Raw genomic sequence first — 16,171 nt, 5'->3', positions numbered from 1 at the left:
CAAGGGCCTGTGAATCACAACCGCAACCCGCTTTCCCCATTCGGATTTTCTGGAAATATGGTATACAAACGTTTCTGCTTCCTGTATAATAACTACAGAATTGAGAGCTGAAGGAGCAGCATTTTACAGCTGTTCTCCTTCTGGAAATGGAGTATGTTATGAACCAGAAATATGTACTGATCACCGGTGCATCCCGCGGGATCGGCAGAGCCTGCGCACTTGCATTTGCCAGAAATCATTTTCATGTATTTCTCAACTGCCGGCATTCTCTGGATGCCCTGCAGCAGGTAGAAAAAGAAATCCTTGACGAACACGGTTCCTGCACACTGCTCCCAGGAAATGCAGGTAATCCCGATGATGTGAGAAAGATGTTTGCCATCATCGAATCTATCTGCCCGGGGCTGGATGTGCTGGTCAACAACGCCGGGATTTCCTTTGTCGGCCTTTTGCAGGATATGAGTGATGCCCAGTGGTCCGAGATTTTAAATACCAATCTTTCTTCTGTATTTTACTGCTGCCGCAGCGCCATCAGTCACATGGTCTCTCAGAAAAGCGGAAAGATCATCAACATTTCCTCCATGTGGGGAACCGTCGGTGCCTCCTGCGAGGCTGCTTATTCTGCGACTAAGTCCGGTATGAACGGACTGACAAAGGCTCTTGCGAAAGAACTGGCACCAAGTAATGTACAAGTCAATGCCATTGCGTGCGGAGTGATCGACACTGCTATGAACGCACAGTTTTCGGAAGAAGAACGCGAAGCTTTAAGAGAAGAAATCCCCGCCGGACGCTTTGCCGACAGCGAGGAAGTGGCTGCGCTGGCGCTCACCCTTGCATCCGGTCATTCTTACCTGACCGGACAGATCATTGGCCTGGACGGCGGTTATATTTAATTTGGAAGTATGTCATAAAGGAGTTTTCATTATGTTAGATATCAACGAAATTCAAAAAATATCCATGGACTGTTCCATGACAGAATTTGTCGGGACAACCGTTCTGGATACCATCGGACTTATCATTCCGGGCGTCAATGACGCACTGCTTCAGCAGATGCAGATTGACAAGCCTTACAAAAGTCTGGGGCTGTTAAGCTCCCGTACCGGTGCAGCCGGACAGATCAATGCAGCTGACGAAGCCGTAAAATCTACCAACACCGAGATCATTTCCATCGAACTTCCGAGGGATACCAAAGGATGGGGCGGTCACGGAAACTTTATCATCATCGGCGGCTACAGTGTATCCGATGTGCGCCGTGCCGTAGAGATTGCTCTGGAATATACGGAAAAGTACGCCGGTGAGCTTTATATCAGTGAAGCAGGACATCTGGAATTCACCTATTCTGCCAGCGCTTCTCAGGCGTTGAACATGGCATTTGACGCCCCGATTGGAAAACCGTTTGGATTCTTCTGCGGTTCCCCTGCTGCAATCGGTCTTGTCATGGCAGACCTTGCGCTGAAATCTTCCCCGGTAGAGATCATCAAATACATGACCCCAAACCGCGGAACCAGTCATTCCAATGAGATCATCGCTGCCGTAACCGGAGATGCCAGTGCCGTAAAAAATGCAGTCCTTACCGCAAGAGAAGTGGGACTTCAGCTTCTGATCTCTATGGGAAGCTACCCGGAAGTTCCCGGAACCCCTTATTTATAAAACACGATTTTCATAAAATGCAACGAGCTTGCTATAGTTTAATTCTATAGCAAGCTATTTATTTCCGGTATTTTACAAAACACCTCTTCTCTTCTACAATAAATCCCATAGAATCACGAATTTACAGAACAGGAGAATTACTATGGGAAATTTTAACGCACCGTTTCGTTTTGATTATGTTGGAAGTTTTTTAAGACCTGTACACTTAAAACAGGCAAGAGCTGATTTTGAAGCCGGACAGATCACAAAAGCTGAGCTAGAATCCATTGAAAATGAAGCAATTACAAATCTGATCAAAAAGCAGAAAGCTGCCGGATACCCTGTCATCACAGACGGAGAATTCCGCAGAAGCTACTGGCATCTGGATTTTATGTGGGGACTTGAGGGAATCAAACACATTGAACTGGATCACGGCTATTTTTTCCATGGGGAAGAAACCACTCACGGCTCTGTCCACGTGACAGGAAAAATCAGCGGAAAACAGCATCCTTTTGTGGAACATTTCAAATTTGTCAAACAGTTTGAAGATGAGCATACCATTGCAAGACAGACCATTCCCGCACCTGCCCAGCTTCTTGCAGAACTCTTCCGGGAAGACAATGGAACACAGACTCTGGCCGTATATCCAGATCTGGAAGAACTGATTCAGGACATTGCACAGGCATACCGGACTGTCATCCGGGATCTCTACGATGCAGGATGCAGAAATATCCAGTTTGATGACTGTACATGGGGAATGTTCTGCGACAAAAATTACTGGGAGGCAAGACAAGAAGATTCCGTCAGTCTGGAAGAAGAAGCTGAAAAATATCTGCGGCTGAATAACCTCGCTCTGGAAAATGCACCTGAAGATCTTGTGATCACAACCCACGTATGCCGCGGAAATTATCATTCCACCTGGGCATCCTCCGGCGGATATGAACCGATCGCGCCGTTTCTTTTTGCCAATGAAAATGTATCTGCCTATTATCTGGAATTTGATGATGAACGCTCCGGAGGATTTGAACCACTCCGCTTTGTTTCCGATGATAAAAAAGTCGTACTTGGTCTTGTGACCAGCAAGTCACCGATTTTAGAAGAAAAAGAAGTGATAAAGAAAAGAATTGCAAAAGCTGCAAAATACATTCCTCTGGACCGGCTTTACTTAAGTCCGCAGTGTGGATTCGCATCCTGTGAGATTGGCAATAAACTGACGGAAGAAGAACAGTGGGCGAAGCTTGCACTGGTGAAAGAAATTGCCAAAGAAGTGTGGGGGTAAGAAAAAATATTCTTCTTTTTTATCAAAAAAACAATTCCTTATCCTGCTAGAATAAAAATAGAGACATCCACAATGGATGTCTCTATGCCAAATACATGGCCACTAGCTTTCTTTCACTAGCTTTACCATAATATTATTATACAGATATAGCTAAAAGAATGCAACTACTTTCTATTTTTGTTGACTATAATTTCAACCAATCCCCAATATTTTTTCTGCCCATCTTTGACAGGATTTTATCCGCGATTGATTTCCGTCCTTTCATACACATTTTCAAATAAAAAATAGCAATCTCTTTTTTAATATCACGAATTTCGCCAAATATTTTAAGAATTTTTAAAACATCCATATAATTCAAGACTGATTTTGATAATCCCGCATAATCCGTAATATCTTTAAAGTTATTCAATTTCCGATCTCTTTTTTTCCGAAATCGTGTAATCAACTCTAAATGTGCACATCAAAAGAAACTATTGTGAAGAAATGAGGGATTTTTATGAAAAAAGAATTACCGGCATGTCCGGTAGAGACAACTTTAATGCTCATCAGTGACCGCTGGAAAGTATTGATCATCCGGGATCTTTTAGGTGGTACAAAGCGCTTTGGAGAATTAAAAAAGTCGATCGGAACGGTATCTCAAAAGGTACTGACTTCCAATCTGCGTTCCATGGAAGAAAGCGGACTGCTCACCCGCAAAGTCTATGCCGAAGTGCCTCCCCGGGTGGAATATACGCTGACTGAGACCGGATACAGCTTAAAGACTGTTCTGGATGCAATGGCTATGTGGGGAACGGAATACAAACAAAAGACCCAATAAACAAAAGAATCCAGATTCCGGTCATCTCTCCGGCTTTCTGGATTCTTTTCTTATCTCTTACACTTTTCCCCTGATTTCTTTCGGCACATATGCCTTCACTTCAATGCCATCCGGTACATATTCCTCTGACAGCAGCTGTCCCTGGGTGCGGATCAGCTGGATCTTTCCCGCTTCTGCGAAGGAATACAATCGCTCGATATATACCTGATCTCTTCGCAGAATCTCAAGCAGCGCTTCTTTTAATTCTTCCAGCCCCTGCCCTGTCTTTGCGGAAACCGGGATTGAGTACTCTGCATGAAAATCCCGGAAATATCCCGGTGTTTCCAGTTTATCCTGTTTGTTGAATACGGTAATGACCGGTTTTCCCTCCGCACCGAGCTGACGCAGTGTCTCATAGACAACAAACATCTGGGTATCCTGATGCGGATTGGAAGCATCGACCACATGGATGATGATATCCGCGTATTTCGCTTCTTCCAGTGTGCTCTTAAATGCCTCTACCAGATGATGCGGAAGTTTCCGGATAAATCCGACCGTATCACTGAGCAGGATTTCCTGTGTATCTGCCAGTCTCAGAGAACGTGTCGTCGTATCCAGCGTGGAAAACAGCATCGCATCCTCTAAAACACCTGCTCCGGTGAGCGCATTTTCCAGGCTGCTCTTTCCTGCTGACGTATATCCCACCAGCGCCGCCACCTTCAGATTGGAGCGTTTTCTCTGAGTACGAAGCCTCTCTCTGTGTTCTTCCACTTCCCGGAGTTCTTTTTTCAGGCGGCTGATCCTCTCCCGGATCAAACGGCGGTCCATCTCCAGTTTTTTCTCTCCCGGTCCTCTTGTTCCGATTCCGCCTCCCAGACGGGAAAGAGAATTTCGAAGTCCGACAAGTCTCGCCGCACGGTATTTTAACTGTGCCAGTTCCACCTGGATCTTACCTTCTCTGCTGACTGCCCTTCCTGCAAAAATATCCAGGATCAGAAGTGTCCGATCCACGATCTTACATTCCAGCTCTTCCTCCAGATGATTCAGCTGCACGGAAGTCAGTTCATCGTCACAGATGATTCCCGTAGCGTCTGTCTCCCACAAAAGTTCCTTCAGCTCCAGGATCTTTCCTTTCCCGATATACGTCACCGGATGCATCGCCTCTCGTTTCTGGATCAGACGGCCGGCTACCTCTGCACCGGCCGTGCGTGCCAGTTCTGCCAGCTCATCCAGGGATTCTTCCTCCGGCTCCGCATCATTTTCCTGAACGCCTACTAAAATGACGCGTTCTTTCGCATCTTCCATTTCATATAACGCCATTGCTTTTCTCCTACTCTCTCTTGCCTTCCATCGTCTGCCGGATAATGCTGCGCATCATATCTTCGTTTAACTGCCCCTGCACATATCCGAACAGATTTCCGTCTTTGTCTACCATAAAAGTTGTCGGGTAAGCGCTGATTCCATACTGCATAAATACCTCTCCTGTCGTATCCATCAGCACCGGATAGGTGTATCCGTTTTCCTCAAGAAATGCCTCGATCTCCTCCTGGCTTCCTTCCTGTCCGAATCCCGGCGCGGCAATTCCCAGGATCACCAGATCACTGTCTTCTTCCTGCTGTGTTTCTTCATAAATCTTCTGAATCTCCGGCATCTCATTTCTGCACGGACCACACCAGGTTGCCCAGAAATTCAAAAAGATTGTCTTTCCCTTATAGTCTGCCAGACTGTGCTCCTTTCCATACTGATCCTGCAGCACAAAATCTGTGGCCGGGTACGTATCCTGCTTTTCTTCTTTTATTTCCTTTTTCGTTGTCTCTTTTGATGAAGTCTGTGTTCCTGCTGTTCCCGATAAATATCCGGTGATCGCGTTCATCTTGCCTGTAAACATCAGAAGTCCCATAAAGATCATCAGGATTCCTCCGATCTTCACCGTATACTTGACAACATAATTGTACTTTTTGAAAAACCCGAGCACTTTTGCCGTGAACAGTCCCACTGCAAGAAACGGCAGGATAAATCCAAGTGTATACACACCGATCAAAAGGAATCCTGTCAGCTTTGTTCCTGCACTTCCCGCCATCAAAAGCACACTCGCAAGAGCCGGTCCCACGCACGGCGTCCAGGCAAAGCTAAAGGTAAATCCAAACACAAGCGCCACAACCGGTGACATCTTCAACTTGTCGAGCTTTAACCAGAAACGGTGCTCTGTACCCAGAAGCTTTGATTTTCCAAAAATCCCAAGCTGGTACAAACCGAATAAAATCACCAGAATCCCGCCGATCCTCGATACCATTGCCTGATTCTTGTTAAGAAAACTTCCGGCTGCCGACACACCAAGTCCCATCATAAAAAATGCGGAGCTGATCCCTATCACAAAACAAATCGTATTGACAAACAGCCGCCCCCGTTTTCCGTACAGTTCTCCCTGCTCTGCGCCTCCTGAGAGATATCCCAGATAAAGCGGTACAAGCGGAAGGACACACGGTGAAAAAAAACTTAAAAGCCCCTGTAAAAACACGGTCACTACAGGAACTCCCACATCCATTGAAAATCCCATTTATTCTCCCCTTTCTTCTTTGATCCGGATCACAAACGCCGGAATCGGCGGGTGATTTTGGCGGTTATAATAAGTACTTACAATCACTAAAAATGTTCTGGAATCCAGTGTCTCAAGATAAGACAACAGTGCCTCTTTCTCTGCGAATCCACTGTCTCCTCCACTATAGATACAAAGGCTCATGATCCCGCCTTTTTTCAGCAGGCGAAGCCCTGCCTCAATTGCCTGAATGCTTGTATCAGCCTGTGTCGCGATCTGATGATCACCGCCCGGCAGATAACCGAAATTAAAGGTGATCGCTGACACGGTTTCCCGGACATAGTTCTCCATATGCTCATGCCCATCTAGAATCACCTTGGCACGCTCTGTAAGTCCCGCCTCTTCCAGACGCTTTTTGGTGTGTTCTACTGCTGCTTTTTGAATATCAAATGCGTAGACCTTTCCGTCTGCCCCTGTCAGACGACAGAGAAATTCTGTATCATTTCCATTGCCGGCCGTTGCGTCCACACAGCAGTCTCCTTCTTTGATATGCTCCTTTATCATCCGATGACAATACTCTGTAATCTGATATCCCGGCATACGCTCTCCTTTCTCATCCCCGGGAATAAAGGACGCTGACCGCAGAATCTTCTCCGCAGTCAGCGTATCCTCTTCTTCCCTTGTATTCTTTATCTGGTCTCCAGAAATTTTGCTTCTCTCTGGGCATCTGCATCGTCCGGATAGACCTGGATATATTCTGCGATCTTGGTTTTTGCATTCTCCCAGTCACCCAGCTTTTCATAACATACGATCTGATTGAACCGCATCTCCTGAAGCACTTCGCTGAAGCTTTCTGCATTTTCCATGGACGTACCGCTGTTCTGAGACAGGCTGATTCCCTGATTAAACTGCTCCAGTGCATAATTGTAATCATTCAGCTTCATCCCGCAGATTCCGAGAAGATTATAAATGACCTGATTCTTCTCTCCCCCTGCTGCCAACGCTTTTTCAAAAGCATCTTTTGCAGATGCGTAGTCTTCCTGCTCATAATACGCCATTCCCAGACCGCGGTATGCCTCCGCCGTCTTCTTGCCTTCGTCCACCGCTTTCTGAAATGCGGTCACTGCTTCTTTATAATTTCCGTCTTCCAGATACCCTGTTCCGTCTTTGAGTGCATTGGTACATCCTGTCAAAAGACAGGCAGATACTGTCAATGCAAGCAATGTTGCTCTTTTCATGTTGTACACCCCTTATTCCGGATATTTCAGCACCCAGAATGAATTCAATAAGTTGATCATCATCACTGCCATATCCGCTAAAATTGCGTTTTTCATTGTTACATAGCCAAAGGATGCCAGCACCAGAAGAAGAACTTTCATCCCAATGGCAAAGATCAGATTCTGCTTCACCGCACGAATCGTTCCTCTGGAAATCCGGATCGCATTCACGATCCTGGAAAGATCATCCTCCATCAAAATGATATCCGCTGCCTCCAGAGCTGCATCCGAGCCCAGTCCCCCCATGGCAATCCCGATATCCGCATGTGCAAGAACCGGCGCGTCATTGATTCCATCCCCTACAAACGCCAGCTTCTCATCCTCCATATGGCTTTCCATAAATTCTCTGACCTGCTCTACCTTTTCCTCCGGCATCAGGCCTGCATATACATAATCCAGCTTTAACTGCCGGGCCACATCTTCTGCCACCCGTTCATTATCTCCGGTGATCATCACCGCTTCGATCTGTTGTTTTTTCATCCATTTCAGAAGTCTGCCGGCCTCTTTTCTTACCACATCCGTGATCAGGATATAGCCCGCATACTCTCCGTCCACAGCTACGTAAACTGCTGTTCCGATATCAGCCACCCGTTGATAAAAATATCCCTGCTGGTTCATAAACTTGGAATTTCCAATCTCCAGTTGTTTTCCGTCCACAACAGCCTCAAGACCAAATCCCGGAAATTCTTTGACTGCCCCGATCCTTGCTTTGTCAATCGGCCTGCCGTAAGCCTCCCTTAAAGATCCGGAGATCGGATGACTGGAGTATGCTTCCCCATATGCTGTCAGTTCCAGAAGTTCTTCCGGTGTCATCGACTTCGGACACACTTCTTTTACCCGGAATACTCCCTCTGTCAGAGTACCGGTCTTATCAAATACAAAAGTCTCTGCCTTTGACAATGCTTCCAAAAAATTGCTTCCCTTGATGAGGACACCCTGTCTGGAAGCTGCTCCGATCCCGCCTAAGAATGCCAGCGGCACGGATACCAGAAGTCCGCACGGGCATGCTGCCACCAGCACGATCAGTCCGCGATAGATCCACGCCCCCTGCTGTGCCCCTTCAAACATCATCGGCGGAAGGATCATCACCAGGATTCCGAAAAGCGTTACAAGCGGTGTATAATACCGGGTAAATTTTTCTGCAAAATTCTCTGTCTGCGCCCGTCTGTTGTCCGCATTGGATATCATATCAATGATTCTGGATGCTGTCGAATCTGCAGACGCCTTCAATACCCGTGCTTCCAGCACACCACTTAAGTTGATACTTCCGCTGTAAATATGACTGCCGATCTTCACATGCCTCGGCTCCGATTCTCCTGTCAGCGCCTTGGTATCTAACGTACTGCTCCCCTGTGTCACGATCGCATCCACGGGGATCCTCTCCCCCGGCTTGATAATAATAACCTGCCGCGGATTCAGATCTTCCGGCGGTACCTGCATCTCCCCGCCGCTGATCTTTAAATTGGCATACTGCGGACGGATATCCATAAATTTCTCAATGGATTTTCTCGTCCTGCTCATGGAGATAAGTTCCAGCAACTTTCCAATCTGGAAAAACAGCATCGCTCCCACTGCCTCCGAATAGCGATGGACTGCAAATGCACCTGCTGTGGCAAGCAGGATCAGCAGATTCTCGTCAAACAACTTTCTTTTCTTCAGATTGTTCCAGAGCAGCCTGACCGTCGCAAAAGCCATGATCAGATACGGAAGCAGAAAAATCAGCAGACGCATCTCTCTTTCTAGCTCTGCATACGAGCTTCCCACGATCGCAACAATATACAAAACGGCAGCCGCCGCACATTCTATGGCTCTTCGCTTTACTTCTTTCTTCATATCTATTCCCTGATATGTTCCATCCCCTGATTCATGATCGTCTTAATATGACTGTCCGCCAGTGAATAAAACACCGTCTTCCCCTCTCTTCGATTGACTACCAATTTCATCTGTTTCAACAGTCGGAGCTGATGAGAAATCGCCGACTGTGTCATATCCAGTGTCTGCGCCAGATCACACACACACATCTCGGAACAGGACAGCACACACAGAATCCGGATCCTGGTGGCATCCGCAAATACCTTAAAAAAATCTGCCAGTCCTCTGATCTCCTGCTCTTCCGGAATCTTTTCCTGTATCTGTCTGACTGTATCACTATGAGAATGTATCAGATCACAATGCTCCACTTCTAATTTTCTCATATTCTTTCTCCCTTCCGGTTCCCCCAAAACCTGTAATCCCGCTCTTGTTTTTGAGGCACCGATTGACTTTTATTATACGAAAAAAACAGGTGCGGGTCAACGTCTTATCTGTTTCTATAAGAAAACAGAGCGGCAGAGCCTTTCGACTGTGCCGCCCTGCGGTAATATCATTGATTTTGGATTTAGAGTTTCTTATACAGAATGCGGATTGCATTCAGAATACAGATCACCGCCACACCGGTATCCGCAAACACAGCCATCCACATATTGGCCAGACCAAGCAGACCAAATACCATGACCAGTGCTTTGATCACCAGAGCAAATGCAACATTTTGTTTTGCAATTCTTCCCGTTGCTCTTGCAATCTTCAAAGACTGCGGGATTGCTTCCATAGAAGAGGTCATAAATACCACGTCTGCAGCTTCAATCGCTGCATCCGCTCCGCTTCCCATCGCAGCTCCCACATCTGCGCCTGCCAGAACCGGCGCATCATTGATTCCGTCTCCGACAAACATCACACTTCCCTGTTTCTGTCGGATCTTCTGTAATTCTGTTACCTTATCCTGAGGCAGAAGCTTTGCATGCACTTCATCAATTCCGATCTTCTCTGCCACTGCCTGCGCATTCTCTTTTGCATCTCCGGTCAGCATGACTGTCCGGATATTCTGTTGCTTCATGGCTGCCACTGCCTGCGATGCATCCTCTTTGACAGTGTCTGAAATCACAAGATATCCTGCATAGACACCGTCTACTGCCAGTAATACTTCTGTTCCATACGCTTTCGGCTGATATGCAGACAGATCTACCTGATTCTGCTCCAAAAGCCTTCTGTTTCCACAAAGTACAGTTCCTTCTGAGAGTTCTGCTAAAATTCCATTTCCGGAAATTTCTTTTACCTGTTTTGCATGCTCAACAGAAAGCCTTCTCTCGTTTGCCGCTGCCATAATACTGACTGCGATCGGGTGAGAAGATGCTTCTTCACAGGATGCTGCTGTCTTTAGGAGTTCATCCTGACTGTATGATCCTGCCGGAACAATCTCCTGTACGACAAAATTTCCTTTTGTAATCGTTCCCGTCTTATCCATTACAACTGCTTTTACATTCTGAAGCGCCTCGATCGCAACTCCGCCCTTAAACAGGATTCCTTTTTTAGAACCTGCTCCGATTCCTGAGAAAAATGCCAGCGGAACACTCAACACAAGCGCACATGGACAGCTGATTACCAGGAAGGTAATGGCTGTGTAAATCCAGTAGTTCCAGTCCCCGGTCAGGATCGACGGGATAATTGCTGTTGCCACTGCCAGTGCTACCACGACCGGTGTGTATACTTTTGAAAACCTTGTAATAAAACGGTCGATTTTTGGCTTGCTGGCTGCTGCATTTTCTACTGAATTCAAAATTCTTGTAACCATGGAATCTTCCAGAACCTTCTCTGCACGCATTTTCAGCACACCGGAAAGATTCACACATCCGGAAGTCACACTGCTGCCCGGTACAACGGCAACCGGAACCGGTTCCCCCGTTACCGGTGAAGTATCCAGACGGCTTTCCCCCTCCAGTACAACACCTTCCAGTGGAATCCGGTCTCCTGCACGGACGAGAAGCACATCTCCAACTTTTGCCTCCTCTGCCGGAATCTCCCGTATAGTTCCATCCTGCCCTACAAGATTCACAATCTCAGGACGCAGATCAACTGCCTCCATGATCTGACTTCTGCTTCTTGCAACTGCGATATCTTCAAATAACTCCCCTACACGATAGAAGAGCATTACCCCCACTGCTTCTTTGTAATCTCCGATTACGATCGCTGCAATTGTAGCAACTCCCATCAGGAAATTCTCATCAAATACATGGCCCTTTCCAATATTCTTTGCCGCAGTGATAAGGACATCCTTTCCAAGGATCAGATATCCTATGATCAGTGCGAAAAAGGAAATCCATCCATTCATCTCCTGTGTTGCCAACCCTAGAACAAATAGAACAGCTCCGATTCCTATCTCCCACAGATCCTTTTTATTTTCTGAAAATCTGCCTTTTGCAGACTCCCGTTTTCCGGTAGATCCTCCGTCTCTTTTTCGCACAACCACTTCACTCTCAATGGACGCACAGATTTTCTGAAACTCCTCTAACAGCTCCGCATCCGTATTCGTCACAACCTGCAGTTGTTTTGTCGCGAAGGTAATTGCAGCAAACTCTACCTGAGGCAGTGCCTGAATCTTTTCTTCCATCTTAGACGCGCAATGTGCACATCCCAGGTTTTCCAGAATATACACCTGCTTCTCTGCATGATCAAAAGTATGATCTGCCTCTTTGTGCTCCTCATGATGATGCTCGTGTCCACAGCCGCATGCATCTTCGTGATGGTGATCGTGTCCGCAGCCGCATGCATCCTCGTGGTGATGATCGTGCCCGCAGCCGCATGATTCTTCATGGTGGTGATGATCATTTTTATATCTTTCTTCTGTCAATACTTCTTTTGCCATATCCTTTCCCTCCATATATAACACATGAATAGCTGTTCATATGTTCATATAATCACAATGTAAGGGATTTGTCAAGGTATTTTTCTATTATTCGACTGTCAAACTCCCGTTTATGACCTACCTCTTCTATTGAAAAAGGCAGATATCATTTAACTTTTATTGCTATTTTATAGAGTGTGTCTTATAATTATTTTAGTAGATTTGGCAATGATTTCAGACAATGTAGGGGGTGATTCTATTGGATGTTATTATTTTAGACCTCATACTGCTTTTATTAGTATTGATCCCTATCTTATATTTCACAGTTAAAATGGCTGTAAAACATGCTATCGAAGAAATTCTTGTGTCTAAAGAAAAATTTAAGGAGAATACAGATAAATAAACACATGGGGAAAATTCCCCGTGTGCTTATTTCGTAATTCTTTGATTTTTATGTAATCGTGATTGCCGAAAGCGGCATCTCCACACAGGCCTTAAACTGATCACAGTCGATTTTAATATCAAACTCTCCGCCAAGCGCTTTTACATACGTACTTACGATCGCAAGTCCCAGTCCATTTCCCTCACTGGACCTCTGCTTATCCCCACGAAAAAACCGCTCGATAATCTCTTCCTTTGTAAAATCCATTGGATATCCTGCGGTGTTCGTGATTTCCAGACACAGATGATTTGAAGACTCTTTTTGATAAGTTTTCACGAATACTCTCGTATGTTTTGCCGAATACTTCAGCGCATTCTCAATCAGATTCTGGCAGATCCTGTAAAAATACATATTATCAGAAATGATTTCTGTATTTTCCTCTGTAAACTGTTTTACAAACTGCAGCTCACTCTCTTTCACATGATCATGCATATCTGCAAAGATCTGTTCTACCAGACGATTCAGTTCAAACTTTTCCGGATGCAGTTCGATATTGCCGCTGCTTGCTTTTGCAAGAGAAAACAAGCTGTTTATCATTTCTTTTAATTTTTCTGCTCTTTCAGACAGCACATCCACATAATCTCTGACAAGGTCGCTCAATTCTTCCTTTTTGATGAGTTCAATATAGCCCACCATAGAAGTCAGCGGCGTTTTCAGATCATGCGACACATTGGTAATCAGATCGATTCGAAGCTGGTCACTGCGTGAAACTTTTTCAAGGCTCTTTTTTTCGCTCTCCAGCGCTTCTGCAATCCGTTTTTGATTGATTTCCTCCAGTTTGCCCATCAACATTTCTCGTCTCTTCTCATCAAACCGTCGGCGCACAAACTGCCACACCATATACTGAATCAATGCTGTAAAGAGCATCACATAACCGGCAGCATAATTGTAATACCAGCTCCAGTACTCTCGAAATTTACTCTGCAGCACAAAGAAGATACTTGCTGCTGCAAATGCCAGAATACCGATCACTTGAAGAAGATGCTCCATTTTTTTCATTTCTGCTCTCCATTCCCGATAATAAGCATCTTCTTTTGGAATCCAGTTCTGATATTTTCGGTTCAGCCCCTTTTCTAACAGATATGCAGTCCCGCTTCCTAACAGAATATTCCCGAGTATCCCAAAATACAGGATTTTTTCTGTTGGATAATAGGTTCGATAGGCGATCAGAATATAAAAGGTAAAAATCCCACATCCTGCCAACATGACACTTACTAATACCTGCCAATGTTGCTTTAACAAACGTTTTCCTGTCTCAATTATATTTTTCCATTTTGTAGCCAATGCCCCACACCACCTTTACATATCTTGGTTTTTTTGTATCAATCTCAATTTTTTCCCGGATATGCCGAATGTGCACCATCACTGTATTTTCCACCGTATAATTTGCCGATTCTTTCCATACATTTTCATAAATCTGTTCTGCTGAAAACACCTGCCCCAGATGTCCCATCAGAAATTCCAGGATTTTATACTCTGTGGCGGTCAGCCGGACTTCTTTCCCGTCCACAAGTATGATACGCCTTTTTTTATCCAGCACAAGCCCTCCATTTACAACGGTGTCACTGTCTGCTTCCGGCGCTGCACCTCCCCATGCACGATACCGTCTGAGATGTGCTTTTATGCGGGCGATCAGTTCCGCCGGATTATATGGTTTTTCTACATAATCATCTGCGCCCAGAACAAGTCCGGATACTTTATCACTCTCCTCTGTTTTTGCTGACAGGATGATCACCGGAATCCGATAGTTCTCCCTTAATTTCATCAATGCAGACAACCCATTCAGCCTCGGCATCATAACATCCAATAAAATCAGATCAATGTTGTTTATCTCCAAAGCATTCAGAGCCTCCATCCCATCATATGCTTTTACCACCTGATATCCTTCATATTTCAGTAACTCACTGATCGAATAGACAATTTCTTGATTGTCGTCCACAACAAGTATCGTTTCACCGTTCATGCTGCCCTCCTGTATTCCTTTACTCTATGTAAACTATAATATCGGCGGCTTAAAAAAAACTCAATGTAAATCTTAAATTTTTCTTACATTCCGGTTTGTTATGACGTAACAAAGCAGCGACTCAGATGAATCGCTGCTTTCCCTGTTTACGACGATCTGTTTTCAGACAGTCTCTCGTACATTTTCTCTATTTTTCTCCCCTGCGTCTTGCAAGTTCCTTACTGTTTTCTTCTACTCGCTTTTTATTCAGCGGATATAGAAAAATCAATGCAAGTGCCACTGCTGTGAGCCCGATGATCGGCACAATACAGGAAATTTTGAAAATTCCTTCTGTCACTACAGGATCGAATGCTGTTGCCTGCGAATATCCGATCAGGGAAAGAAGACCTCCCACCATTCCGGACGAAAATGCCTGTCCCAGCTTTCTTGCAAAGGAATACACGGAATAAATCGTACCATCTTCCCGCACTCCGTTTTTCACTTCCGCATCATCAATCACGTCTGTGATCATTGCCCAGATTACCATGTTAAACAATCCAAGTCCGATAAATGCAAGAACATAAAATGCAATGTAGACCCACACATTATCCGGATGAATGATCAGACACAAAAGATAACTGACCGCACCGATCAGACATGCTGCAGCAGAGAGTTCTTTCTTTCCAAATCTGGCTGCCAGTTTTCCGGCCAGAGGCGCACAGATTACAAGTACCGCAATGTTGCTCAAAAGAGAAACTGCAGACTGTGCTCCCGCACTTCTGTAATAGTTCGGAAATACATATCCTGCCATCCCCTGCATTCCAAGCATTGCAAGGAGCAGAAGCAGTGCTGCCACAATAATTCCAACCAGCGCCCGGTTTGTAATCAGATTCTTTCCCAGTGCCGCCAGATCAAATTTCTGATTATTTGCCGGAACCGGAACACGCTCCCTGACCAGTTTGAAACAAAGCACATAACAGATGACTGCACATACAGAAAAAATCCCTGCAATAATCGTCATACGGCTTCCGGAAAGTACTGGATTGCCATCTACAGTCACATAAGCAACAAGAGGGGTTCCCGCTCCAATCACCAGACTTGCCAGCGTGGATCCAATCGTACGCCATGTTGAGAGCGATGCTCTGTCATTTGGCTCCGCTGAAATAGCGGAAGCCATAGAACCGTACGGAATATTGATTGCTGTGTAAAAGACAGAGCCCCATAGAAGGTATGTGATCACCATCCACGCCACCTTAAATCCATAGGACATATCTGCAAATCCTGCCTGAAAGATCAGAAAACTTGCAATTGCTACCGGACCGCACATACGCTTGATCCATGGACGGAATTTTCCATCCTTTGTAGGTTTGGAACGATCGACGATCTGCCCCATTGTCACATCTGAAAACGCATCCACAAACCGCGCCGCCATCATCAGCATACCTACGACCCCAGCGGAAAGTCCCATCACATCTGTGTAAAATTTCATCATAAACGTCGAGGACAAAATGAAGGTAAAATCATTTCCGAAGTCCCCAAACATATATCCTAATTTATCTTTCATTCCAAATGCAGGAACTGAAGATTGATTTGTTTTTGCCATGGCATTCTTCTCC

The 16,171-nt window shown here is 45.5% G+C and carries 15 protein-coding genes; 4 read left to right on the top strand and 11 right to left on the bottom strand.

Annotated elements, in window-relative coordinates; translation table 11 throughout:
• The first annotated feature begins 158 nt into the window (after positions 1 to 158).
• From ymfI to FXV78_RS09490, 3 genes are all read left to right on the top strand, one after another.
• Positions 159 to 890: an elongation factor P 5-aminopentanone reductase gene (gene ymfI / locus FXV78_RS09500; RefSeq protein ID WP_009245014.1), complete on the top strand. Its 732-nt coding sequence runs from the start codon at positions 159 to 161 to the stop codon at positions 888 to 890.
• 31 nt (positions 891 to 921) lie between these two features.
• Entirely contained in the window at positions 922 to 1,647 is a 726-nt protein-coding gene (gene pduB, locus FXV78_RS09495; RefSeq protein WP_004841482.1) for a microcompartment protein PduB, read from the top strand.
• 142 nt (positions 1,648 to 1,789) lie between these two features.
• Positions 1,790 to 2,905 (top strand): 5-methyltetrahydropteroyltriglutamate--homocysteine S-methyltransferase, encoded by a 1,116-nt coding sequence (locus tag FXV78_RS09490; RefSeq protein ID WP_004841480.1) that lies wholly within the window; start codon positions 1,790 to 1,792, stop codon positions 2,903 to 2,905.
• A 184-nt stretch (positions 2,906 to 3,089) separates the two neighbouring features.
• On the opposite strand, the gene FXV78_RS09485 is transcribed toward FXV78_RS09490, so the two are convergent.
• Positions 3,090 to 3,314: a hypothetical protein gene (locus FXV78_RS09485; protein ID WP_009245017.1), complete on the bottom strand. Its 225-nt coding sequence runs from the start codon at positions 3,312 to 3,314 to the stop codon at positions 3,090 to 3,092.
• 87 nt (positions 3,315 to 3,401) lie between these two features.
• Between FXV78_RS09485 and FXV78_RS09480 the strand changes: the two genes are divergently transcribed.
• A complete protein-coding gene (locus FXV78_RS09480; protein ID WP_004841477.1) occupies positions 3,402 to 3,722 on the top strand; it encodes a winged helix-turn-helix transcriptional regulator in 321 nt (106 codons plus the stop codon).
• Between the two features lie 57 nt (positions 3,723 to 3,779).
• On the opposite strand, the gene hflX is transcribed toward FXV78_RS09480, so the two are convergent.
• The 10 genes from hflX to FXV78_RS09430 form a co-directional block, all read right to left on the bottom strand.
• Positions 3,780 to 5,021 (bottom strand): GTPase HflX, encoded by a 1,242-nt coding sequence (hflX, locus tag FXV78_RS09475; protein ID WP_004841474.1) that lies wholly within the window; start codon positions 5,019 to 5,021, stop codon positions 3,780 to 3,782.
• Positions 5,022 to 5,031: 10 nt separating this feature from the next.
• On the bottom strand, positions 5,032 to 6,258 hold the full coding sequence (locus FXV78_RS09470; protein ID WP_004841473.1) for a cytochrome c biogenesis protein/redoxin: 1,227 nt from the start codon (positions 6,256 to 6,258) through the stop codon (positions 5,032 to 5,034).
• Positions 6,259 to 6,837: a tRNA 5-(aminomethyl)-2-thiouridylate-methyltransferase MnmM gene (gene mnmM / locus FXV78_RS09465; RefSeq protein WP_009245019.1), complete on the bottom strand. Its 579-nt coding sequence runs from the start codon at positions 6,835 to 6,837 to the stop codon at positions 6,259 to 6,261. It lies immediately after the preceding gene.
• 89 nt (positions 6,838 to 6,926) lie between these two features.
• The gene (locus FXV78_RS09460; protein ID WP_004841469.1) at positions 6,927 to 7,475 is read right to left on the bottom strand and encodes a tetratricopeptide repeat protein; all 549 of its coding nucleotides are present in this window, start codon (positions 7,473 to 7,475) and stop codon (positions 6,927 to 6,929) included.
• Between the two features lie 12 nt (positions 7,476 to 7,487).
• Entirely contained in the window at positions 7,488 to 9,347 is a 1,860-nt protein-coding gene (locus FXV78_RS09455; protein ID WP_004841467.1) for a heavy metal translocating P-type ATPase, read from the bottom strand.
• A gap of 2 nt (positions 9,348 to 9,349) precedes the next feature.
• Positions 9,350 to 9,709 (bottom strand): ArsR/SmtB family transcription factor, encoded by a 360-nt coding sequence (locus tag FXV78_RS09450; RefSeq protein WP_004841464.1) that lies wholly within the window; start codon positions 9,707 to 9,709, stop codon positions 9,350 to 9,352.
• Between the two features lie 182 nt (positions 9,710 to 9,891).
• Positions 9,892 to 12,192, bottom strand: coding sequence for a heavy metal translocating P-type ATPase (locus FXV78_RS09445; protein WP_050785326.1), 2,301 nt, complete (start codon positions 12,190 to 12,192; stop codon positions 9,892 to 9,894).
• Positions 12,193 to 12,622: 430 nt separating this feature from the next.
• Positions 12,623 to 13,897, bottom strand: coding sequence for a sensor histidine kinase (locus tag FXV78_RS09440; RefSeq protein ID WP_004841456.1), 1,275 nt, complete (start codon positions 13,895 to 13,897; stop codon positions 12,623 to 12,625).
• A complete protein-coding gene (locus tag FXV78_RS09435) occupies positions 13,869 to 14,576 on the bottom strand; it encodes a response regulator transcription factor (protein WP_004841454.1) in 708 nt (235 codons plus the stop codon). Before FXV78_RS09435 ends, FXV78_RS09440 begins: the two co-directional genes overlap by 29 nt.
• 187 nt (positions 14,577 to 14,763) lie before the next feature.
• The gene (locus FXV78_RS09430; protein ID WP_004841453.1) at positions 14,764 to 16,158 is read right to left on the bottom strand and encodes an MFS transporter; all 1,395 of its coding nucleotides are present in this window, start codon (positions 16,156 to 16,158) and stop codon (positions 14,764 to 14,766) included.
• Positions 16,159 to 16,171 lie beyond the last annotated feature (13 nt).

It is taken from the genome of Mediterraneibacter gnavus ATCC 29149 (assembly GCF_008121495.1).
GTDB classification, from domain to species: Bacteria; Bacillota; Clostridia; order Lachnospirales; family Lachnospiraceae; genus Mediterraneibacter; species Mediterraneibacter gnavus.
Note: the sequence above shows the minus strand (reverse complement) of the source record. Positions and strands in the feature narration are given on the sequence as shown.